This window comes from Arthrobacter sp. SLBN-53 (assembly GCF_006715585.1).
Classification (GTDB): domain Bacteria; phylum Actinomycetota; class Actinomycetes; order Mycobacteriales; family Mycobacteriaceae; genus Mycobacterium; species Mycobacterium neoaurum_A.
The window spans coordinates 3815234-3833426 of sequence record NZ_VFNN01000001.1 but is presented as its reverse complement, the minus strand read 5'-3'; the positions used below and the strand labels follow the sequence as shown (position 1 = coordinate 3833426).

Below are 18193 nucleotides of genomic sequence, written 5' to 3'. Positions count from 1 at the left end.
GTGGGCACGGACCCACGCCCGCGACTGGCACTCGTCGCGACGATCGTGTTGACGTATGTAACCGGGATCGTCGATGCCGTCGGCTTTCTGGCGTTGGATCGGGTGTTCACCGGCAACATGACCGGCAACATCGTGATCCTCGGTATGGGTGTGGCCGGTGCCGACGACCTACCGGTCCTGGGCCCGGCCATCGCGCTCGGGGCCTTCACCGCTGCGGCATTCCTGGCCGGGTTGGTCTTGAGGGCCGGCCGGAAGGGGTGGCAACACCGGGTCACCGTGCTGTTGACCGTCGGAGCGGTGACCTTGGCGGCACTGAGTGTGCTGGCCGGACTGGACGATCACAGCGGCCCGGTGTTGCCGATAGTCATGGCCGCCACCACGGCCGCGGTGATGGGGTCGCAGGCGATGGTGGCCCGGACCGTCGCGGTGGCCGATATGACGACTGTCGTGGTGACCTCGACGCTGGCGTCGTTGGCCGGTGAGACGTGGACCACCCGCGGCCGGGGTGTGCTGTGGAATCGGCGATTCGCGGCAATCGCGACCATCTTCGCGGGCGCCGTGACAGGTGCACTGCTGTTGCGATGGCATATCGCCGCGCCGTTCGCCCTCTCGGCAGCGCTGACCGGTGCGGTCGCTCTGATCGGACACCGGCGGCTGGTGCGCTGAACCGAGGCCGACTCTGGCGCGCGCCGGCCCCACCTTGGATCGACCACCCGTCGGGCACCGCGAGGGTCGGCACCGGCGCACCGGCTAGTCCCTGGCGAACGCGCGGGCGAGCTCGCGCTCGGCGTCCAGATAGGGAGCACCCGAAATGTCGACCACCGCCTTGGCGATCGTTCCGCCGGTGAAGGCGAACGGTGCCGAGTAGGCGCCGGATACGGCCTGCCCGGTATTGCTGCCGACTTTGATCCCTCCCCCGGACAGCCCGAAGCTGCCGGGGTGGGTGCGCACACCGTCGGCCTGACCGACGATGCTGTCATCGATGTAGAGCGATACCTGCCCCACCGGGGTGTGGCTGCCCTCGACCGTGCCGGTCCGCTCGTATCGGACTCCGAACACATGACTGCCCAGCGGGATCGGTGTCTGCGCGGTCACCCGCTGTTCGTCCTCGCCCATGAAGTTGTAGACGTACTCCAGATGGCCGTTCTGGACGAAGAGCACATGTCCGCCGTGACCGGCACCCTGCTTGAAGAGCACTCCTTGCGCGTCGGCAGTGTCGACGGTGACCTCGGCCAGCACCGAGAACGACTGACCGCGCAGTTCTGCGGCCGCGCCGAGACCGACCTCGGCGTTGTCGGGGTAGTAGACAAACGTGGTGCGACCCACCACGAGAAGCGGCCGCCAGCGCCCGAACGTCTCGAAGATGTTCAGATCGCCCAGCGGCAGTCCGTTGTACTTCGCTGCCTCGGAGAACCACAGCTCCTGCAGTTCGGCCAACTTCTCCGGATTCTCGGCCGCCAGGTCACGGCACTGGCTGCGATCGGAGTCGATGTGGAACAACTCCCAGCGGTCATCGTCGAAATGCCCCCACCCCGCCGGCGAGGCCGCGTGCACGGTGTTGGCGAACCAACCCTCGTGCCAGATACCGCGGGTACCCAACATCGCGTAGAACTGCGTGCGTTTCTCGGTGAGAGCATCCGGATCACCAAGAGCGGACTTGAAACTCACACCGTCGAGCGGCTTCTGCGCGATACCACCGACCTCGGACGGTTCGGGAATGCCGAGCAGGTCGTAGACGGTAGGGGTGACATCACAGACGTTGATGTACTGATCGCGAACCGCGCCGTGTGCGTCGATTCCCTTGGGCCAGGAGATGATTGCGCTGTCGGCGATACCGCCTTCGTGGGAGGCGTAGCGTTTGAACAGCTTGTAGGGCGTGTTGAAGGCCATCGCCCAACCGATCGGGTAATGGTTGTAGGTCTGCGGCCCGCCCAGCTGATCGTAGAAGCGCAGGCTTTCGGCCACGGTATCGATATAACCGTTGAAGAACTTCACCTCGTTGACCGATCCGTTCGGCCCACCCTCGCCGCTGGCCCCGTTGTCGGAGATGACGACGATGATGGTGTTGTCCAGCTGACCGGATTCTTCGAGATAGTCCAGCACGCGGCCGATCTGGGCATCCGTATAGGACAGGAAGCCGGCGAACACCTCGGCCATCCGGGAGAACAACCGCTTCTCCTCGTCGTCGAGGCTGTCCCACGGGCGCACCGTGTCCTGCGCCGGCCAGGCCTCTCCCCCGGGTCCGGTGACATCGAGGTAGGGATTCATCGGCGAAAGCTCGGTGTCCGGCGGAACGATGCCGAGCCGCTTCTGGTTGGCCAGCACGATATCCCGGTACTTCTCGTACCCCATGTCGAAGGTGCCCGCGTACCTGTCCGCCCACTCCTGGAACACATGGTGCGGTGCGTGCCCCGCGCCGGGGCACAGATAGGTGAACCACGGCTTGTCCGGGGCGATGGCCTTGGAGTCCCTGATGAACTCGATGGTCTTGTCCGCCAGATCCTTCGACAGGTGATAACCCTGCTCCGGGGTGGCCGGCGGTGTGACCGGGTGGTTGTCGTACACCAGATCCGGATACCACTGGTCGGTCTCGCCGCCCATGAACCCGTAAAAGCGTTCGAAACCGCGCCCCAGCGGCCAATGCCGTTTGGTGGCGGCCAGGTTGGATTCTTCCAACGGTGTCAGATGCCATTTGCCGACGGCGTAGGTGTTGTAACCGTGTTCGGCCAGCACCTCCGACAACAACGCGGTGTCGCGGGGGATGCGGCCGTTGCAATTGGGGAATCCGTCGGTGAACTCCTCGATGGTGGCCATGCCGACCGTGGTCGCATTGCGACCGGTGAGAAGTGCGGCGCGCGTCGGCGAACACAATGCCGTCGTGTGGAACTGCGACAACCGCACGCCCTTGTCCGCGATCCGGCTCATGGCGGGCATCTCGACAAGACCGCCGAAACAATCCCACGTCGCGATACCGATATCGTCCCAGACCAGATACAGGACGTTGGGCGCATCCTCCGGTGCGGTGGGCGCGGCGTAGGGGCCCCAGTCCGGTTCCGAATCGCGAATGTCGAGTGCGATCTTGCCCTTGAATTCAGCGGTCATCGGCCCTCCTGGGGATCGGCATCGACCGGAGAGTACACCCGCGCCGCACGCACCGCGCCGCAATCGGTCTCAGGCCGGTTCGTTCACCCGGTACAGCCGCCAATCGGGCTGCCCGTCGCCGTCATTGGGAATCTCCAGCTCCAGTGTGGCCACTTCCGCACCGGTGTCATACAGCGTCGGATACCGCAGATTGAGCGCATCCGAGGCACCTCGGCCGATCGGTGGCACCGTCAACAGATACTTGATGCCGCGCCCGGACGGATCGTTGAGCAGTTCGGTGAAATCCGGGTCGGACGGGATGACGAAAACCTTGGGCCGGTCGGTGGCGGCCAGCACGCCGAATCCGTAGACGGTATCGGTGATGACCGAGCTGTCGGGCAAGCCGAGGGAATCCAGGTGTTCGGCGATCCGCCGCTCGGTGCGGAAGGTTCGGGCGATGCGGCGCTCGACGGCCTTGTGCGCGCTGACATCGTCGGGTTGGGGGTTCAGCACAGCCCCGAGACCGTATTCCTGCGGCGCGTACTCCGCTTGACCCATCCCGACGACCGTGACCGGGATGCCGACGGCCAGCGTTGCGGCGACCGCGACATACACTGCCGGAGACCGACGGCGGGTGACCGCAATGGACGCAGGGTGCGGGGCGTAGCGCCCACGTCGCTTCGGCGGTACGAGCGCGCCATCGGGCACGCCGAGCAGGGCCAGCGTCGCCGCCATCGGGATCGCGATGATGAAGAAGCGCAGGAACGGGAACGTCGATCCGTTCGCATAACTGAAGGCTTGGAATCCCAACACCGCGCCGAACATCCCCAGCGGCACCACCAGCATCGTCCATCGTGGTGTGCCCCAACGTTGCATCGTCGCCCACAGCAGCAGCGGAATCAGCGTCGGGGCGAGCAGCATGACGCATACTGCGGCGAATCCGAGGCCCTCGGCGAAGTTCGGCGCGGTCTGGCCGGACTGTTCCAGGATCGCGGTGTTGCCGTACTGCGAGGTGAATTGGGCGAACGCTTCCCCGGTGATCAACCAGCCCGCCGCGGCCCAACCCAGGAATGCCGCCACGCCGGGTCCGCTGACGATCAACGCGTCCAGCACGGCCCGCCGCACCCGCGGTGACGTCCGAGCCCGCAGATAGGTCGTGGCACCGACGATCACGCCGGCCGCACCGATCGATGCCAACACGTCGTAGCGCGTCAGATAGGCCAACCCCATCGCGACACCGCCCGCGGTGACCAGATGGTGCACGTCGTCGTCGACCATCCACATGATGAGCCGGCGCACCGCCCAGGTCATGAAGAAGATGAACGGCGCCTCGCTCATCCCGTTGGATCCGTAGAACACGATCATCGGGTTGAGGGCGAACAGCGCGGTGATCGTCAGCGAATACCACCGCGGCAGATTGCGATCGGCGCCCATGCTGAAGACCTGTACCGCCGCTCCCGCCATGAACACGCTCGACATCAGGGTGCCGGAGTACGCGTGTTCGGCGAGCTCGGTCCAGACGTCGCTGAAGAGCATGGCCGGGATCTGCACCATCGCCGCCACCGGGGTGAAGATGAACCCGATGGCCGCCAGGTGCGGATCGCGGCTGAACAACACCGCCTGTGTCGATGCCACCCGGGACAACGTGTCGCCCATGATGTAGCCGTGCCGGATCTGCAGCCACCAGCCGACTCCGAGATACACGATCCCGGTCAAGGCGAAGATGGCGAATTTCAGCCGACGGTTCGTCACGCCGACCCGACCACCTTTTCGTGGGCGGTCTTCTCGTCGGGCTTCTCGGCAAGTCCGTGGAAGGTCTTCTCCCAGAACGACGGTTGCCGGATCATCTGATAGCAGCCCTTGGCGGCGGCGATACTCATCATCACCCAGAAGATCGGCACCGTGAGCGCCGCGTGCAGCAGGTCGGCGCGATCGTCCTCGCGCAGCGCGATCATGTTCATGTACATCACGGTGAAGTTGCCGATGATCATGGCGACGAGCGCCGGAAAGTAGATCAGCGGAGGGAAGACACTGCCGACCACCGCGGGCTGCCCGAGGAACCACAACGCCGTGATGAACCAGAACAACAGGTTGAGCACCGCGATGACCGGTGTGCCCGCGAGCACCAGCGTGAACCGGATGAAGGCGCGCAGTCCCAGCGTGCGGTACAGCTGCACCGGTCTGCGGATGTGCACCAGCCAGGTCTGCAGATAGCCCTTGTACCAACGGGACCGCTGCCGGATCCAGTTGATCGGGTCACTGTTGGCCTCCTCCAGCGTGTAGGAGTCGATGACCGCGGTGCGCATCCCGTGCGCCGCGATGCGCAATCCCAGATCGGCATCCTCAGTGACGTTGAAGGGATCCCATGCCCCGATATCGACCAGCACGTCGCGGCGCAGATGATTGGAGGTGCCGCCCAACGGTATCGGTGAGGTGCTGACCATCATGCCGGGCAGCAGATAACCGAACCAGAGACCGTACTCGGCGGTGAACCACGCGGTGAGCAGATTCTGGTGCCCGTTGTGATAGACCAACTTGGCCTGTATGCAGGCCACGTCGTCGGGCAGATCGCGGAACGCCGCGACGACCCTGCGCAACTGCAGCGGTTCCGGCAGGTCTTCGGCGTCGAAGATGGTGACGATATCCCCGGTGGCGAAATGCAGGCCGTAATTGCACGCCTTCGGCTTGGTCCGCGGGTCGGCCGGGGGAACGAGAAGGATGGTGATGATCTCCGATTCGCCGCATGCCTCGGCGGCATCGATGGTCACCTGATCGTCGGCCTCCAACAGCAGCAGCACCTGCAACTTGTCCCGCGGGTACTCCAGCGCATCCATCGCCCCGATCAGGTCGGCGACCACCTCCGGCTCGTTGTAGGCGGGCACCAGGATGGTGTAGCGCGGCAGCTCGCTGTCGGGGATGGCGCGGGCGACATCGTCGGGAACCGCGATGGGGCGTGACGCCAAACCCCGTCGGAAGATCAGCACCCGGTCGCCCAGCGTCACCAGGTAGGCGGCCGTGCACAATCCGATCAGCACGATGGTGGTCTTCATCGGCTGCCAGATGGCCAGTGCCACAACGAGGGCGAGCAGGGTGAGGAGCACCGGCTTCTGCCAACCGAGCAACGGTTTGGACGCCGATGCGCGCGGGTCGTCATCGCGCAGGCCGTTGATCGCCGTGTCCAGCGCGTACTGGCGCTGCTCCTCGGTCACGGTCTGCGCGTCGAGGAGCTCCCGTACCCTCATGGCCGGGTCCCGAGATCGTCCGGCCGTGGCCACATCGTCACGACGGGTCCGCGGCGCCCCGGGATCGGCGCGCACGTAACAACAGCAACGCCGCCCCGATCACCACCACCGCCGTCGCGGCCGCGCCCGCAAGCAGGTACCGCGAGCCGTGATCGGCGCTCGCCGCAGCGTCCGGCTGTGCGGACTCGGGTGTGGTCAGTTGGATGACATCCCGGCCGGGCACCGCGATCAGGGCATTGCCACGCACCCCGGACCAGCGCATGACGTCGGTATCCAGCCACTGCAACAGCCGATCCAGCTCTCCGGGTGCATCCGATGATGTGGCGACCAGCAGCGTCCGTCCCCCGCTGTAGAGAGCCTGCAGCGAACCGAACCCGACCTGGGGGTCGAGCGCAAGGGTGGTGGATTTCCCTGTGCCGTCGACGTTCTCGACGGTGATCACACCATCGGAACTCACGGCGACGGGCAAGGTCACGTTGGCGGCATCCCACCCGTCGGCGCTCACCACGACCGCCGGGTTCGCCGACGCGATGGCGGCATCGGTCGATACCACCGCGGTGTCGAACGGCAACCCGCTGAGCCGCTGCAGACCGGTCAGGATCGACACCGCCCGCCGCAGGTCGGCGAACTCCACCGAGGATCCGTCGCCGATACCGATCTCGATGCGCGGCATCAGCGCCTGTGGCAGCGACTGGAATCCCAGCGGCGTGGGCGGATCGGCGGGCGCACTCTCCACCGCGCTCTCACCGTCGATGGTCAACGTGATGGGCTGGAACTCACCGCACCGGCCGGTGTTGCCCGCGGCGTTCACCTCCACGTCCAGGTTCGTGTACCGCTCCAGCAGCCGGTTGGGCACGCTCACCCAGCGATCGATCGCACCGGCGGACTCGGTCGGCCACCGGTCGAGCACCTCTCCGCGCACACTGACGACGACCTGGCCGGCCAGACCCGACGGGAGCGGGGTGTAGGAGCCCTGCAGATGCACCCGCACATCCTGGACCGCGCGGCCCAGCCGGGTCTGGTCCAGCGGGATGGTCACCTTGGGGTTGACCAACGCGGTGGCGTTGACGCCGGGCTGGCCGAGCCCTCGGATGGTGGTGTGGTCGCTGGGCAGGACGGGTGCGGCGGAGAGCGGGCCGACGACCGCGGCGGACTGGACGGCCAGCCGGGCCAGGTCGCTGGACAACAACCGGGTCTGGTTGGCCAGATCGCCGGCGCTACCCGAGACCGACAGCGCGCGCACCGCGTTGGTCCCGGTCAGCGCGAGCCGCGCCTCGCCACCCTCGCGCACGATGATCTGACGCTCAAGGGGCTGGGGCGCGGGCACCGCGGCGCCGTCGTTCTCCACGAGCTCGACCTCGATGCGCTGGGTGCCGTACCGGGCGACGGTGGCGGTGGCAAGTTTGAGCGCCGCATCGGATTCGGCCGAAGACGGCTCGCGCGGAACGAAGATCGTCAGTTTGCGCAGTATCGGTGGCAGGAAGTCCGCCACCGCGACCGGCGCCACCTCTTGGCCGGCATACCGGACTTCCGCGTCGCCCAGGCGCAGCGGATTGTCGGCCTCGAAGACGCAATTGCCTTCCGGCAGGGTGAGGAAACTGTGTAGTTGCACGGTCACCGCGCTGTCGACGACCCGGGCACCGATCAGCGGGATGGCGAACCGGCCGTCATCGGCGGGTAGCGGCACCCGCGAGACGACGCGGTCGTCCTGGACGACCTCGATGGTGCCGCCGAGCGCGTTGACCGGTAGGCGCGCGGTCACGTTCAGTTCGGTGGGTAGCAGCCCGGCCTGCACCGGGATCGACACCGTCTGCATGCCTTCGGCGCCGTACAGGGTGATGGTGGGATCACCACCGAGTACGCGCAGGCTCAGCGAGGGTGAGTTCGCCAGCGATGTCTGGGCATCGGGTCCGGGCTCGGGTTCGGCCGATGCGATCGCCGGTAAGGCCAGCCCGCCGGCGAGCAGGACGGCGGCGGTCATCGCCAGAAGGCGCGGAATCCCACGAACACCGTGGCCGGCCGCGGCGTCGGCCCCTGTTGAACTCATCGAACTCCCCATCATGCGTGGATATCTGTCGGACACCCGAGAATCGTCGGGTCTGGTCATGGGAATTGCGCCGTCACCAGCGACCTCGTGAAGCTCAGCAGCATGTCCTCGTCCTTGAAGACGGGCGTGCGCTGGTCCAGGACGCCGTTACCACGGAACAGCAGGGTGAACAGCGTCCCCATATTGGACGCCACGCTGGTCGAAGGTGTCGGGAAGGGCGCGTCCGCATCGTGATTATCCACCGCGAACACCGCGACGCGCTGCGCGAGATTTTTGTCGCCCCAGGCGAATTGGATGGAGTTCCAGGTCACCAGAAGGTCATCGTCGACGACCGAGACCAGCCGGCCCTGTACCCCGTGCCCGAGGTCGAAGTATCGCGGCTCGCTGATGCGCGCGCTGGTCAACCCGTACAGCACCCGCCCCGGATAGACGTCGAGACTGAACGGGCGTCGCGTCACTGTGCTGTCCACCACCAAGGTTCGCGGTCGAGACCGCACGTCCCAGCGGGCCGTACCGGCATCTGCGACGAGATACTGGCGCACCAGCCGCGCGCCGTCCCCGTAGAGCCGGTCGACATCTAGGAACTCCTGCTGTTCGGTGACCGTCCACCCGTAGGGCGCCACCATCCCCCGGCCCGGCTCCAGCCGGCCCGGTGCAGCGACGCTGACCGGCGATGTCGAGGTCCCGCTGGGCAGCTGGCACAGCGCCAGTGCCACCGCCGTCACCACCACCAACGGGACGCCCGCCCAGACCTGCCGGGAGGCCAGTGGTTCGACCTTGCGGTCGAGGATCTTCTTCGGCGCACCGCGGCGGGCCTGCAGGAACATCAGGGACCCCACCACGCAGATGGCGGTCACCGCGGGTACTTGCTGGTACACCATCAGCGGCGCGTCCGGGAAAGCCATCTTGATGGTGATGAGCACCGTGAAGCCGACCGCCCAGGCCCGCAACGACCCGATCACGCCGCGCCGCCAGGTCCGGCCCACCGCGACGCCGGTGCCGGTGGCTGCGACGAGGAGGCTCGCCGCACCTGCCGCGAAGGGACCGCCGCCAAGCAGCACCACGACGATGTAGTACGGCAACGGCAACGCCATCAACAGGATGGCCCACACCCAGGCGAACCGGGTGACCGGTCGCAGACCGAAAAGCACCACGCACGAACCGGATAGGAACAGCCAGCCCGCGACGACATCGAGGCGCAGCAGATGGAAGTACAGCGCATAACGGTCGAGCAGTTGAGACTCGATGACGACCGCCAGCACAAGTGCCATGCCACCGGTGATGATGTCGGTCTGGCGATCGTGGATCGGTAGTTCGGTGCGGTGCCGGCGGGCGACGGCGATGGCCACCAGCGTGGCGATGACCGGTACCGTCCACATATAGCCGCCCAGACCACCCGCAGCTGACGTGCGCGCCAGGCTGATCATCGAGTCGTGGAACGCCAGGACGAACAATACGAGGATCAGCGCCCAGCGCAGCGTCACCCGCAAGGCCGGATGCAGATCGTAGTAGCGCTCCAGGAACGGCTTGCGTTCGGGCGCGGGAACTTCCGCGGACGCGGACGCGGTGTCCACAGCCGGTCAGCCCGGCGAGGACGTGCGCATAATGGCCTTTTCGTCGCTGCGGCGACACCGCCGCATCGACCCATCGGCCACCTCAAAACTGCACGTCATGAGCGCGATGCTAGGTCAGATGGCCACGGCAGACACCGATTTCGTTGAACTCACAACAACATGACGTCGACGTGCAGATGTAGCAAAGTGCTTCCACGCGCAGTTACCGACCCCCACAAAGGGAAAACCCCAATAAACACCCCTCCGGCAAACCACATCCGACACGCCGCATATCGAACGACCACGCGAACGCAAAGATCCCCGGCACCGCATAGCGGTACCGGGGATCTGGATGCCAAAAGCGTTGGCGTCGAGGTTACTTGGCCTTCTCGAGGACCTCGACCAGGCGCCAGCGCTTGGTCGCCGAGAGCGGGCGGGTCTCCATCAGCGAGACGCGGTCACCGATGCCGGCGTCGCCGTTCTCGTCGTGGGCCTTCACCTTGCTCGTGGTCCGGATGATCTTGCCGTAGAGCGGGTGGCTCTTGCGCGACTCGAGCTCGACGACGATGGTCTTCTCCATCTTGTCGCTCACCACGTAGCCGATCGCGGTCTTGCGACGGCCACGCGGCGTCTCGGTGGCCGGCGTGTGGTTGGGGCCTTTAGTGTCTGCCATGTCTTACGAATCCTCACCAACAGGTCCGGAAGCCAGACCCAGTTCACGTTCACGCAGCACGGTGTAGACCCGTGCAATCTCCTGGCGCACCACGCGCAGCCGACGGTTGTTGGTCAGCTGGCCGGTGGCCATCTGGAAGCGCAGGTTGAACAGCTCTTCCTTCGACTCACGCAGGCGCGTGGTGAGCTCCTCCTCGGTGAGCTCACGCAGTTCGCCCGGCGAAACTCCTACTGCCATCAGAACTGCTCCTCTCGGGTCACGATGCGTGCCTTGATCGGCAGCTTGTGGATCGCGCGGGTCAGCGCGTCCCTGGCGATCTTCTCGTCGGGGTAGCTCAACTCGAAGAGCACGCGACCCGGCTTGACGTTGGCGACCCACCACTCCGGCGAACCCTTACCCGATCCCATGCGGGTCTCGGCGGGCTTCTTGGTCAGCGGGCGGTCCGGGAAGATGTTGATCCAGACCTTGCCGCCACGCTTGATGTGCCGGTTGATGGCGATACGAGCGGACTCGATCTGCCGGTTGGTGATGTAGGCGTGCTCCAGAGCCTGGATGCCGTAGTCACCGAAGCTCACCGAGGTGCCGCCGCTGGCGGTGCCGCGCTGCTTGGGGTGATGCTGCTTGCGGTGCTTGACCCTGCGGGGGATAAGCATGTCAGCTCCCTGAATTTTCTGGGGTGGTTTCTGCGGGCGCCTCGGCTGCTGCCGGGGTGCCCGCCGTGTCATCGCTTGCGGCCCGGCCGGCCTCGGTGCTCGTCGCGGTGGTGCCCGACGCGCCACTGCGGCGCGGACGGGTGCCCGACGGACGATCACGACGCGGACGGTCAGCGGCCGGCGCCGCGGCGGTCAGCTCACGCTTACCACCGACGATGTCGCCCTTGTAGATCCAGACCTTCACGCCGATCCGGCCGAAGGTGGTCTTCGCCTCATAGAGGCCGTAGTCGATATCGGCGCGCAGCGTGTGCAGCGGGACTCGACCCTCGCGGTAGAACTCCGAGCGGCTCATCTCAGCACCGCCGAGGCGACCCGAGCACTGCACCCGGATGCCCTTGACGTTGGGCTGCCGCATGGCCGACTGGATGGCCTTGCGCATCGCGCGACGGAACGCCACACGGTTGGACAGCTGCTCGGCGACACCCTGAGCGACCAGCTGGGCGACGGCCTCGGGCTGCTTGACCTCGAGGATGTTGAGCTGGACCTGCTTGCCGGTCAGCTTCTCCAGGTCGGTGCGGATGCGGTCGGCCTCGGTGCCGCGGCGACCGATCACGATGCCCGGACGCGCGGTGTGGATGTCCACGCGGACGCGGTCGCGGGTGCGTTCGATCTCCACGTCGGCGATGCCGGCGCGCTCAAGACCGGTGGCCAGCAGGCGGCGGATGGCGACGTCTTCCTTGACGTAGTCCGCGTACTGCTTGTCGGCGTACCAGCGGGACTTCCAATCGGTGGTGATACCGAGCCGGAAGCCGTGCGGGTTGATCTTCTGGCCCACTACTCCGAGCCCTCCTTCGAATCGGTGGCCTTCGCAGCAGCAGCCTTACTGCCCTGCGCACGACGGGTACGCGCGGTCGATGTCGACGCGCCACCCTTCTGCTTGGGCGGACGGCTTTCCACGATCACGGTGATGTGGCTGGAGCGCTTGCGGATCCGGAAGGCACGCCCCTGGGCGCGCGGACGGATGCGCTTGGCGGTCGGACCGCCGTCGGCGAAGATCGTCGCGACCACGAGGGTCGACGGGTCCAGGCCGTCGTTGTTCTGCGCGTTGGCAGCTGCGCTGGCGATCACCTTGGCCACCGTGGTGCTGGCGTCCTGCGGTGCCCACCGCAGGATGTCGAGCGCCTCGGCCACGGACTTGCCGCGGACCAGGTCGATGACCCGGCGAGCCTTGGTCGGCGAGAACGGCACGAAGCGTGCCACCGCCTTCGCGGACGGATACTCAATTGCAGTAGTCATTACCGGCGCTTCGCCTTCCGGTCATCCTTGATGTGACCCTTGAACGTGCGGGTGGGGGCGAACTCGCCCAGCTTGTGCCCGACCATCGACTCGGTGACGAACACCGGCACATGCTTGCGACCGTCGTGGACGGCGAAGGTGTGACCGATGAAGTCCGGGATGATGGTGGACCGGCGCGACCAGGTCTTGATGACCTGCTTGCTGTTCTTCTCGTTCTGGACGTCGACCTTCTTGAGAAGGTGGTCGTCGACGAACGGGCCCTTCTTGAGGCTGCGTGGCATCGCTATTTACTCCTAGCGCTTCTTGCCGGTGCGCCGGCGACGGACGATGAGCTTGTCGCTCGCCTTGTTGGGCTTGCGGGTGCGGCCCTCGGGTTTACCCCAGGGGCTCACCGGGTGGCGGCCACCGGAGGTCTTACCCTCACCACCGCCGTGCGGGTGGTCGACCGGGTTCATGACGACACCACGGACGGTGGGGCGCTTGCCCTTCCACCGCATACGACCGGCCTTGCCCCAGTTGATGTTGGCCTGTTCGGCGTTGCCGACCTCGCCGACGGTGGCGCGGCAGCGGACGTCGACGCGGCGGATCTCGCCGGAGGGCATACGCAGCGATGCGTAGCTGCCTTCCTTACCGAGCAGCTGGATGCTGACACCGGCGGAGCGGGCCAGCTTGGCGCCGCCGCCGGGCCGCAGCTCCACGGCGTGGATGACCGTACCGGCCGGGATGTTGCGCAGCGGCAGGTTGTTGCCTGGCTTGATATCGGCGTTCGGCCCCTGCTCGATGACGTCGCCCTGCTTCAGGTCCTTGGGGGCGATGATGTAGCGCTTCTCGCCGTCCAAGTAGTGCAGCAGCGCGATGTTCGCGGTGCGGTTGGGGTCGTACTCGATGTGCGCGACCTTGGCATTGACACCGTCTTTGTCGTGACGACGGAAGTCGATCAGCCGGTAGGCGCGCTTGTGGCCGCCACCCTTGTGACGAGTGGTGATGCGGCCGTGCGCGTTACGCCCACCCGTGCTGTGCAGCGGACGGACCAGCGACTTCTCCGGAGTCGAACGAGTGATCTCGGCGAAATCGGAGACGCTCGAACCGCGACGACCCGGGGTCGTCGGCTTGTACTTGCGAATTGCCATTTCTAAGTTCCTGAGTCTCTCTGCCTGCCGCTAGGCCGGCGCTCCGAACAAGTCGATCGGCTTGCTGCCCGCGGACAGGGTCACGATCGCGCGCTTGGTGCTCTTGCGCGTGCCGTAGCCACTGCGGGTCCGCTTGCGCTTGCCGTTGCGGTTCAACGTGTTCACCGAATCGACCTTGACGGAGAAGATCTTCTCGATGGCGATCTTGATCTGCGTCTTGTTCGAATCCGGGTGCACGACGAACGTGTACACGTTGTCCTCGATCAGCCCGTAGGACTTCTCGGAGATGACCGGCGCGAGGATGATGTCGCGGGGGTCGGTGATCGTGGCCATCAGGCAGACACCTCTTCCTTCTTGGTGTGCGCGGTGATGTAGGCGTTCAGGGCCTCGACCGAGAACACCACGTCGTCGGCGTGCAGCACGTCGTACGCGTTGAGCTGGTCCGCCGCGATGACATGCACGCCCGGCAGGTTCCGCACGCTCTTGGCGCCGACCTCATCACTGCGACCGATGACGATCAGCACGTTCTTGTTCGTGGTGAGGCTGGCCAGGAACGACTTCGCCGACTTGGTCGACGGAGTCTGACCGGCCACCAGTTCGGTGACAGCGTGGATACGGTCGTTGCGAGCCCGGTCCGAGAGCGCCCCGCGGGTGGCGGCGGCGATCATCTTCTTGGGGGTCCGCTGGCTGTAGTCACGCGGCTTCGGTCCGTGCACGATGCCACCACCGGTGAACTGCGGTGCGCGGGTCGAGCCCTGACGGGCGCGGCCGGTGCCCTTCTGGCGGTACGGCTTCTTGCCACCACCGGAGACCTCGGCGCGGGTCTTGGCCGAATGCGTTCCCTGACGCTTCGCGGCCAGCTGCGCATTCACCACCTGGTGCAGCAGAGCGATGTTGGGTTCCACATCGAACAGGGCAGCGGGAAGTTCCACGGAACCGTCCGTCTTGCCGTCCGGAGTGTGAACGTCAAGCTTGAGAGCCATTACTTCTCACCTCGTTTGATCGCGGTACGGACCACGACGAGTCCACCATTGCGTCCGGGGACGGCACCCTTGATCAGCAGCACACCGTTCTCGGCATCGACCTTGTGCACCTTCAGGTTCTGGGTGGTGACGCGGTCACTACCCATACGGCCCGACATGCGGGTGCCCTTGAAGACGCGGCCCGGGGTGGCGCAGCCACCGATCGAGCCCGGACGGCGGTGCACAGCCTGGGCACCGTGCGCGGCGCCCTGGCCGGCGAAGCCGTGCCGCTTCATGGTGCCTGCGAAGCCCTTGCCCTTGCTGGTGCCGGTCACGTCGACGTAAGCACCGTCGGCGAAGATCTCGGCGGTCAGCTCCTGGCCGACCTCATAGGCGGCCGCTGCTTCCTCGCTGTCGAGACGCAGCTCGGCGAGGTGGCGGCGCGGGTTCACACCGGCGGCGGCGAACTGACCGGTGACCGGCTTGTTCACCTTGCGCGGGCTGATCTCGCCGTAGGCGAGCTGCACGGCGCTGTAGCCGTCACGCTCGGTGGTACGGATGCGGGTCACCACATTGGGGCCGGCCTTGACGACCGTCACCGGGACGACTTTGTTGTTCTCGTCGAACACCTGCGTCATGCCCAGTTTGGTGCCCAGAATTCCTTTTCGTGCCATGAGTTCTGGAATCTCCTACTGGATATTGACGTCGACACTGGCCGGCAGATCGATGCGCATCAAGGCGTCAACCGTCTTCGGCGTGGGGTCGAGGATGTCGATAAGGCGCTTGTGGGTACGCATCTCGAAATGCTCCCGCGAGTCCTTGTACTTATGGGGAGACCGAATGACGCAGTACACGTTCTTCTCGGTCGGCAGCGGCACCGGGCCGACCACGCTGGCGCCCGTACGGGTAACCGTCTCGACGATCTTGCGCGCCGAGGCGTCAATCGCCTCATGGTCGTAGGCCTTGAGCCTGATGCGGATCTTCTGTCCCGCCACGCTTCTCCTACCTCACTACTAACGGGCCCATGGTTGGGCCTTGTCTCTGGTCTGGCCTCGGTGTGCGCGCTCCGTGACCGGGGCGCGCGCAGCCTGTTGCCGCCGCTGTTTACCTGTCTCTGGTTCACCGACCCCCGCGCTCGGGTGTGTCGCCCTTACGCACATTCTTTCGCGTCGTATTCGTCGCGATCGAGGTGGGACCGGATGCATCCGCAATGGACGCTGGTCGGTTGCCTCCAACCGGGCGAACCCGGCTCAAGGCAACCCGAACAGTATGCCTCAGATCCCGGCGTCCTACAAATCTCCATTTGACCAGGTCGGCCACTCCCCCGCCGGGCGTCGAGCCGAGGCGCTCGACGCACCGCGATCGGCCAATCTTACCGATGAGTAAGGTAGCGAAGCATGACGAGTCCCACCTACCGCGCGTGGCAGCAGTTGGCCGACAAACCGCTGGGTAGCCGGTTGTTCTCCGCGGCGGCGATGGTCAGGGTCCCCTACTTCGCCTCGGTACTCCCGCACATCCGCCGGATGGAGCCGGGACTGGCCGAGGTCGACGTGCCGAAGTGGTTCTACGTCTACAACCACCTGCACACCGTGCACGCGATCGCCTCGTGCAATGCCGCCGAGGTGGCGATGGGGATGGCCATGGAGGCGAGCGTGCCGGCCACCCATCGGTGGATCCCGAAAGGGATGACGGTGCAGTACCTCGCCAAGGCGACGACATCGCTGCGCGCCACGGCCCGATTCAATCCTCCGGACTTCGCCGCCATCACCGACGGCTCCGAGATCGTGGTGCCGGTGCGCATCACCGACCGCGCAGGCACCGAGGTGGTGCACGCCGAGATCACGACCTGGGTGACCCCGGTCAGCTCGACGTCCTGACCGCACGGGCGGACCACTTCGCTACCGGTCCGACAGTCCTGCCCAGAAATCGCATTGGTGAACGGATCCGAAATTGGTGACCATCCGCGACCCGTCGGGCCGCAGGGACATCCAGGAAGCCGAGCCGCTGACCGCCGGCCAGTCCGGTGCGCCATCGACATCGGGGGCACCGGAACGGACGAATGCCGTCCAGTAGTCGATCATCTGGTTCGACAGCTGTTGCTGGTCAGGGCTCAGCGGCGGCGCCCCACCGACGTCGAACAGATAGCGCAGTTCCAGCGAGTGGCTGGCGCCGACCGGAAACGGCAACGTACGCATCGGTTCTGGAGTCGGCGGGCGGGGATCGTCGAACTGATAGCCGAAAACCGACCGACTCGATGCCAGTTGGCCGGCCATCCGTTCGGTGACACAGGCGAAGACGCCATCGGTGACCGCCGCCGAGTACGCCAGTGCCGCGCTGCCGCCGTATCTGTCCAGCGGATACCGGGCACCGACCGCCGCGGCGTCCGCGCCGAAGGTGTCGGCAAGCAGGTCGGGATACTCCCCGGCGTCGTACTGTCTGGCCCCGCGCAGGTACTGCAGGGCGGCGAAGAGGGTGAACTCGTCGCGATTGGTGCCGATCAGCACCGGCACCTCGGCCGCCCACCCCTCCCGGAACGCGACCATCGGGTCTTCGGGCAAGGTCGTGGTGCCGTAGACCGGTCCGCTGAGGGTGTCCTCGCCGATTCGGCCGTACCACACCGGTTTATCCACCTGATGGGCCGGCAGCCCGCGTAGACAGGCGGCGACGGCGGCCGCATCGGCACACCCCATATCGCGGGCGAAGTCGCTGCTGATCTTCTCGGCCTGGGGTAGCCCCACCTGCGCCTGGCACGGTCCGCTCTGGATGATCGCGGCCCGGAACAAGCCCTGCGACGCCGGCGCGACCAGGTGATCGCACACCGACATCCCGCCCGCCGACTCCCCGGCGATGGTCACCTTTTCCGGGTCGCCCCCGAACGCCGCGATGTTCTCGTGCACCCAGCGCAGCGCCGCCTGCTGGTCGGCCAGTCCATAGTTGCCGACGCTGCCGGGCTCCCCCAGCGCCGGATGGGCGAGAAATCCCAAGGCACCCAACCGGTAATTGAGGGTGACCACCACGATGTCACCACGGTCGACGAGCCAGCGGGCGTCATACATGGCGCCGTTGCCATTGATGAAGGAGCCACCGTGGATCCACACCATCACCGGCCGAAGGGTGTTCTCGGGTGCCGGCGTCCACACGTTGAGCGTCAGGCAGTCCTCATCGGTCTGCTTGCCGAACTCCACATCGCCGCTCTCGCCCTGCAGGCACCGCGGGCCGGCCTTGGTCGCGTCGCGGACACCCTCCCATGGGGCGACCGGCTGCGGAGGCTGCCAACGCAGTGGACCGACCGGCGGTGCCGCATAAGGGATTCCCGAGAAATTGCGCTTGTCCAGGGTGGCCACCCCACGGACGAAGCCGTCGGCGGTCCGCACCACCGACGGGTCCGGCGGCAGCGATGCCCGCCCGCCGCCACCGCCCGGTCCACACCCCGCGGCGAGCATCACGACCACCAGCAGGGCCAGCGCGCGGTGGACGGATCGCGACGACAGGAGCACGGATCGAGCCTACTGACGACGATTCGGACAATCTGGCGGTGTCACCGACGGCGCCCACC

The 18193-nt window shown here is 66.3% G+C and carries 18 protein-coding genes and 1 pseudogene; 2 read left to right on the top strand and 17 right to left on the bottom strand.

The features are described 5' to 3' along the window. On the top strand, positions 1-666 hold the full coding sequence (locus tag FBY28_RS18425; RefSeq protein WP_286178234.1) for a YoaK family protein: 666 nt from the start codon (positions 1-3) through the stop codon (positions 664-666). A gap of 84 nt (positions 667-750) precedes the next feature. Here the strand turns inward: FBY28_RS18425 and FBY28_RS18420 are convergent, their stop codons facing one another. The 16 genes and pseudogenes from FBY28_RS18420 to rpsJ form a co-directional block, all read right to left on the bottom strand. Beyond that, positions 751-3102, bottom strand: coding sequence for an arylsulfatase (locus tag FBY28_RS18420; RefSeq protein WP_141868818.1), 2352 nt, complete (start codon positions 3100-3102; stop codon positions 751-753). A 69-nt stretch (positions 3103-3171) separates the two neighbouring features. Then, positions 3172-4833, bottom strand: a complete 1662-nt coding sequence (locus FBY28_RS18415) for a glycosyltransferase family protein (protein ID WP_141868817.1) — start codon at positions 4831-4833, stop codon at positions 3172-3174. Continuing rightward, a complete protein-coding gene (locus tag FBY28_RS18410; protein WP_141868816.1) occupies positions 4830-6323 on the bottom strand; it encodes a glycosyltransferase in 1494 nt (497 codons plus the stop codon). Before FBY28_RS18410 ends, FBY28_RS18415 begins: the two co-directional genes overlap by 4 nt. 37 nt (positions 6324-6360) lie before the next feature. Continuing rightward, positions 6361-8370: a hypothetical protein gene (locus FBY28_RS18405; RefSeq protein WP_216847804.1), complete on the bottom strand. Its 2010-nt coding sequence runs from the start codon at positions 8368-8370 to the stop codon at positions 6361-6363. A 56-nt stretch (positions 8371-8426) separates the two neighbouring features. Beyond that, positions 8427-9944 carry a hypothetical protein gene (locus tag FBY28_RS18400; protein WP_141868815.1) on the bottom strand — a complete coding sequence of 506 codons (1518 nt, stop codon included), beginning with the start codon at positions 9942-9944 and terminating at the stop codon, positions 8427-8429. A 355-nt stretch (positions 9945-10299) separates the two neighbouring features. Continuing rightward, positions 10300-10596, bottom strand: coding sequence for a 30S ribosomal protein S17 (gene rpsQ / locus FBY28_RS18395; protein ID WP_019514053.1), 297 nt, complete (start codon positions 10594-10596; stop codon positions 10300-10302). Between the two features lie 3 nt (positions 10597-10599). Continuing rightward, positions 10600-10833: a 50S ribosomal protein L29 gene (gene rpmC, locus FBY28_RS18390; protein ID WP_023985334.1), complete on the bottom strand. Its 234-nt coding sequence runs from the start codon at positions 10831-10833 to the stop codon at positions 10600-10602. Beyond that, complete coding sequence (gene rplP, locus FBY28_RS18385; RefSeq protein ID WP_019514051.1) at positions 10833-11249, bottom strand: 50S ribosomal protein L16; 417 nt, start codon at positions 11247-11249, stop codon at positions 10833-10835. The genes rpmC and rplP overlap by 1 nt, the downstream gene beginning before the upstream one ends. A gap of 1 nt (position 11250) precedes the next feature. Continuing rightward, on the bottom strand, positions 11251-12084 hold the full coding sequence (gene rpsC / locus FBY28_RS18380) for a 30S ribosomal protein S3 (RefSeq protein WP_019514050.1): 834 nt from the start codon (positions 12082-12084) through the stop codon (positions 11251-11253). Between the two features lie 101 nt (positions 12085-12185). Further along, positions 12186-12545, bottom strand: a pseudogene (gene rplV, locus FBY28_RS18375) (50S ribosomal protein L22); the annotation flags it as partial. Continuing rightward, positions 12545-12826 (bottom strand): 30S ribosomal protein S19, encoded by a 282-nt coding sequence (gene rpsS, locus FBY28_RS18370; protein WP_019514048.1) that lies wholly within the window; start codon positions 12824-12826, stop codon positions 12545-12547. The gene rpsS and the pseudogene rplV, both read right to left, overlap by 1 nt. Before the next feature lie 12 nt (positions 12827-12838). Further along, a complete protein-coding gene (rplB, locus tag FBY28_RS18365) occupies positions 12839-13675 on the bottom strand; it encodes a 50S ribosomal protein L2 (protein ID WP_019514047.1) in 837 nt (278 codons plus the stop codon). A gap of 30 nt (positions 13676-13705) precedes the next feature. Beyond that, on the bottom strand, positions 13706-14008 hold the full coding sequence (rplW, locus tag FBY28_RS18360) for a 50S ribosomal protein L23 (RefSeq protein ID WP_141868814.1): 303 nt from the start codon (positions 14006-14008) through the stop codon (positions 13706-13708). Continuing rightward, positions 14008-14658 carry a 50S ribosomal protein L4 gene (rplD, locus tag FBY28_RS18355; protein WP_141868813.1) on the bottom strand — a complete coding sequence of 217 codons (651 nt, stop codon included), beginning with the start codon at positions 14656-14658 and terminating at the stop codon, positions 14008-14010. Before rplD ends, rplW begins: the two co-directional genes overlap by 1 nt. Then, positions 14658-15311, bottom strand: a complete 654-nt coding sequence (rplC, locus tag FBY28_RS18350; protein WP_141868812.1) for a 50S ribosomal protein L3 — start codon at positions 15309-15311, stop codon at positions 14658-14660. The genes rplD and rplC overlap by 1 nt, the downstream gene beginning before the upstream one ends. Before the next feature lie 15 nt (positions 15312-15326). Next, a complete protein-coding gene (gene rpsJ, locus FBY28_RS18345) occupies positions 15327-15632 on the bottom strand; it encodes a 30S ribosomal protein S10 (protein WP_003883485.1) in 306 nt (101 codons plus the stop codon). A gap of 402 nt (positions 15633-16034) precedes the next feature. Here rpsJ and FBY28_RS18340 point away from each other — a divergent pair, with 402 nt between their 5' ends. Continuing rightward, positions 16035-16514: a hotdog fold domain-containing protein gene (locus FBY28_RS18340; protein WP_141868811.1), complete on the top strand. Its 480-nt coding sequence runs from the start codon at positions 16035-16037 to the stop codon at positions 16512-16514. Between the two features lie 21 nt (positions 16515-16535). On the opposite strand, the gene FBY28_RS18335 is transcribed toward FBY28_RS18340, so the two are convergent. Then, on the bottom strand, positions 16536-18134 hold the full coding sequence (locus FBY28_RS18335) for a carboxylesterase/lipase family protein (RefSeq protein ID WP_216847803.1): 1599 nt from the start codon (positions 18132-18134) through the stop codon (positions 16536-16538). Positions 18135-18193 lie beyond the last annotated feature (59 nt).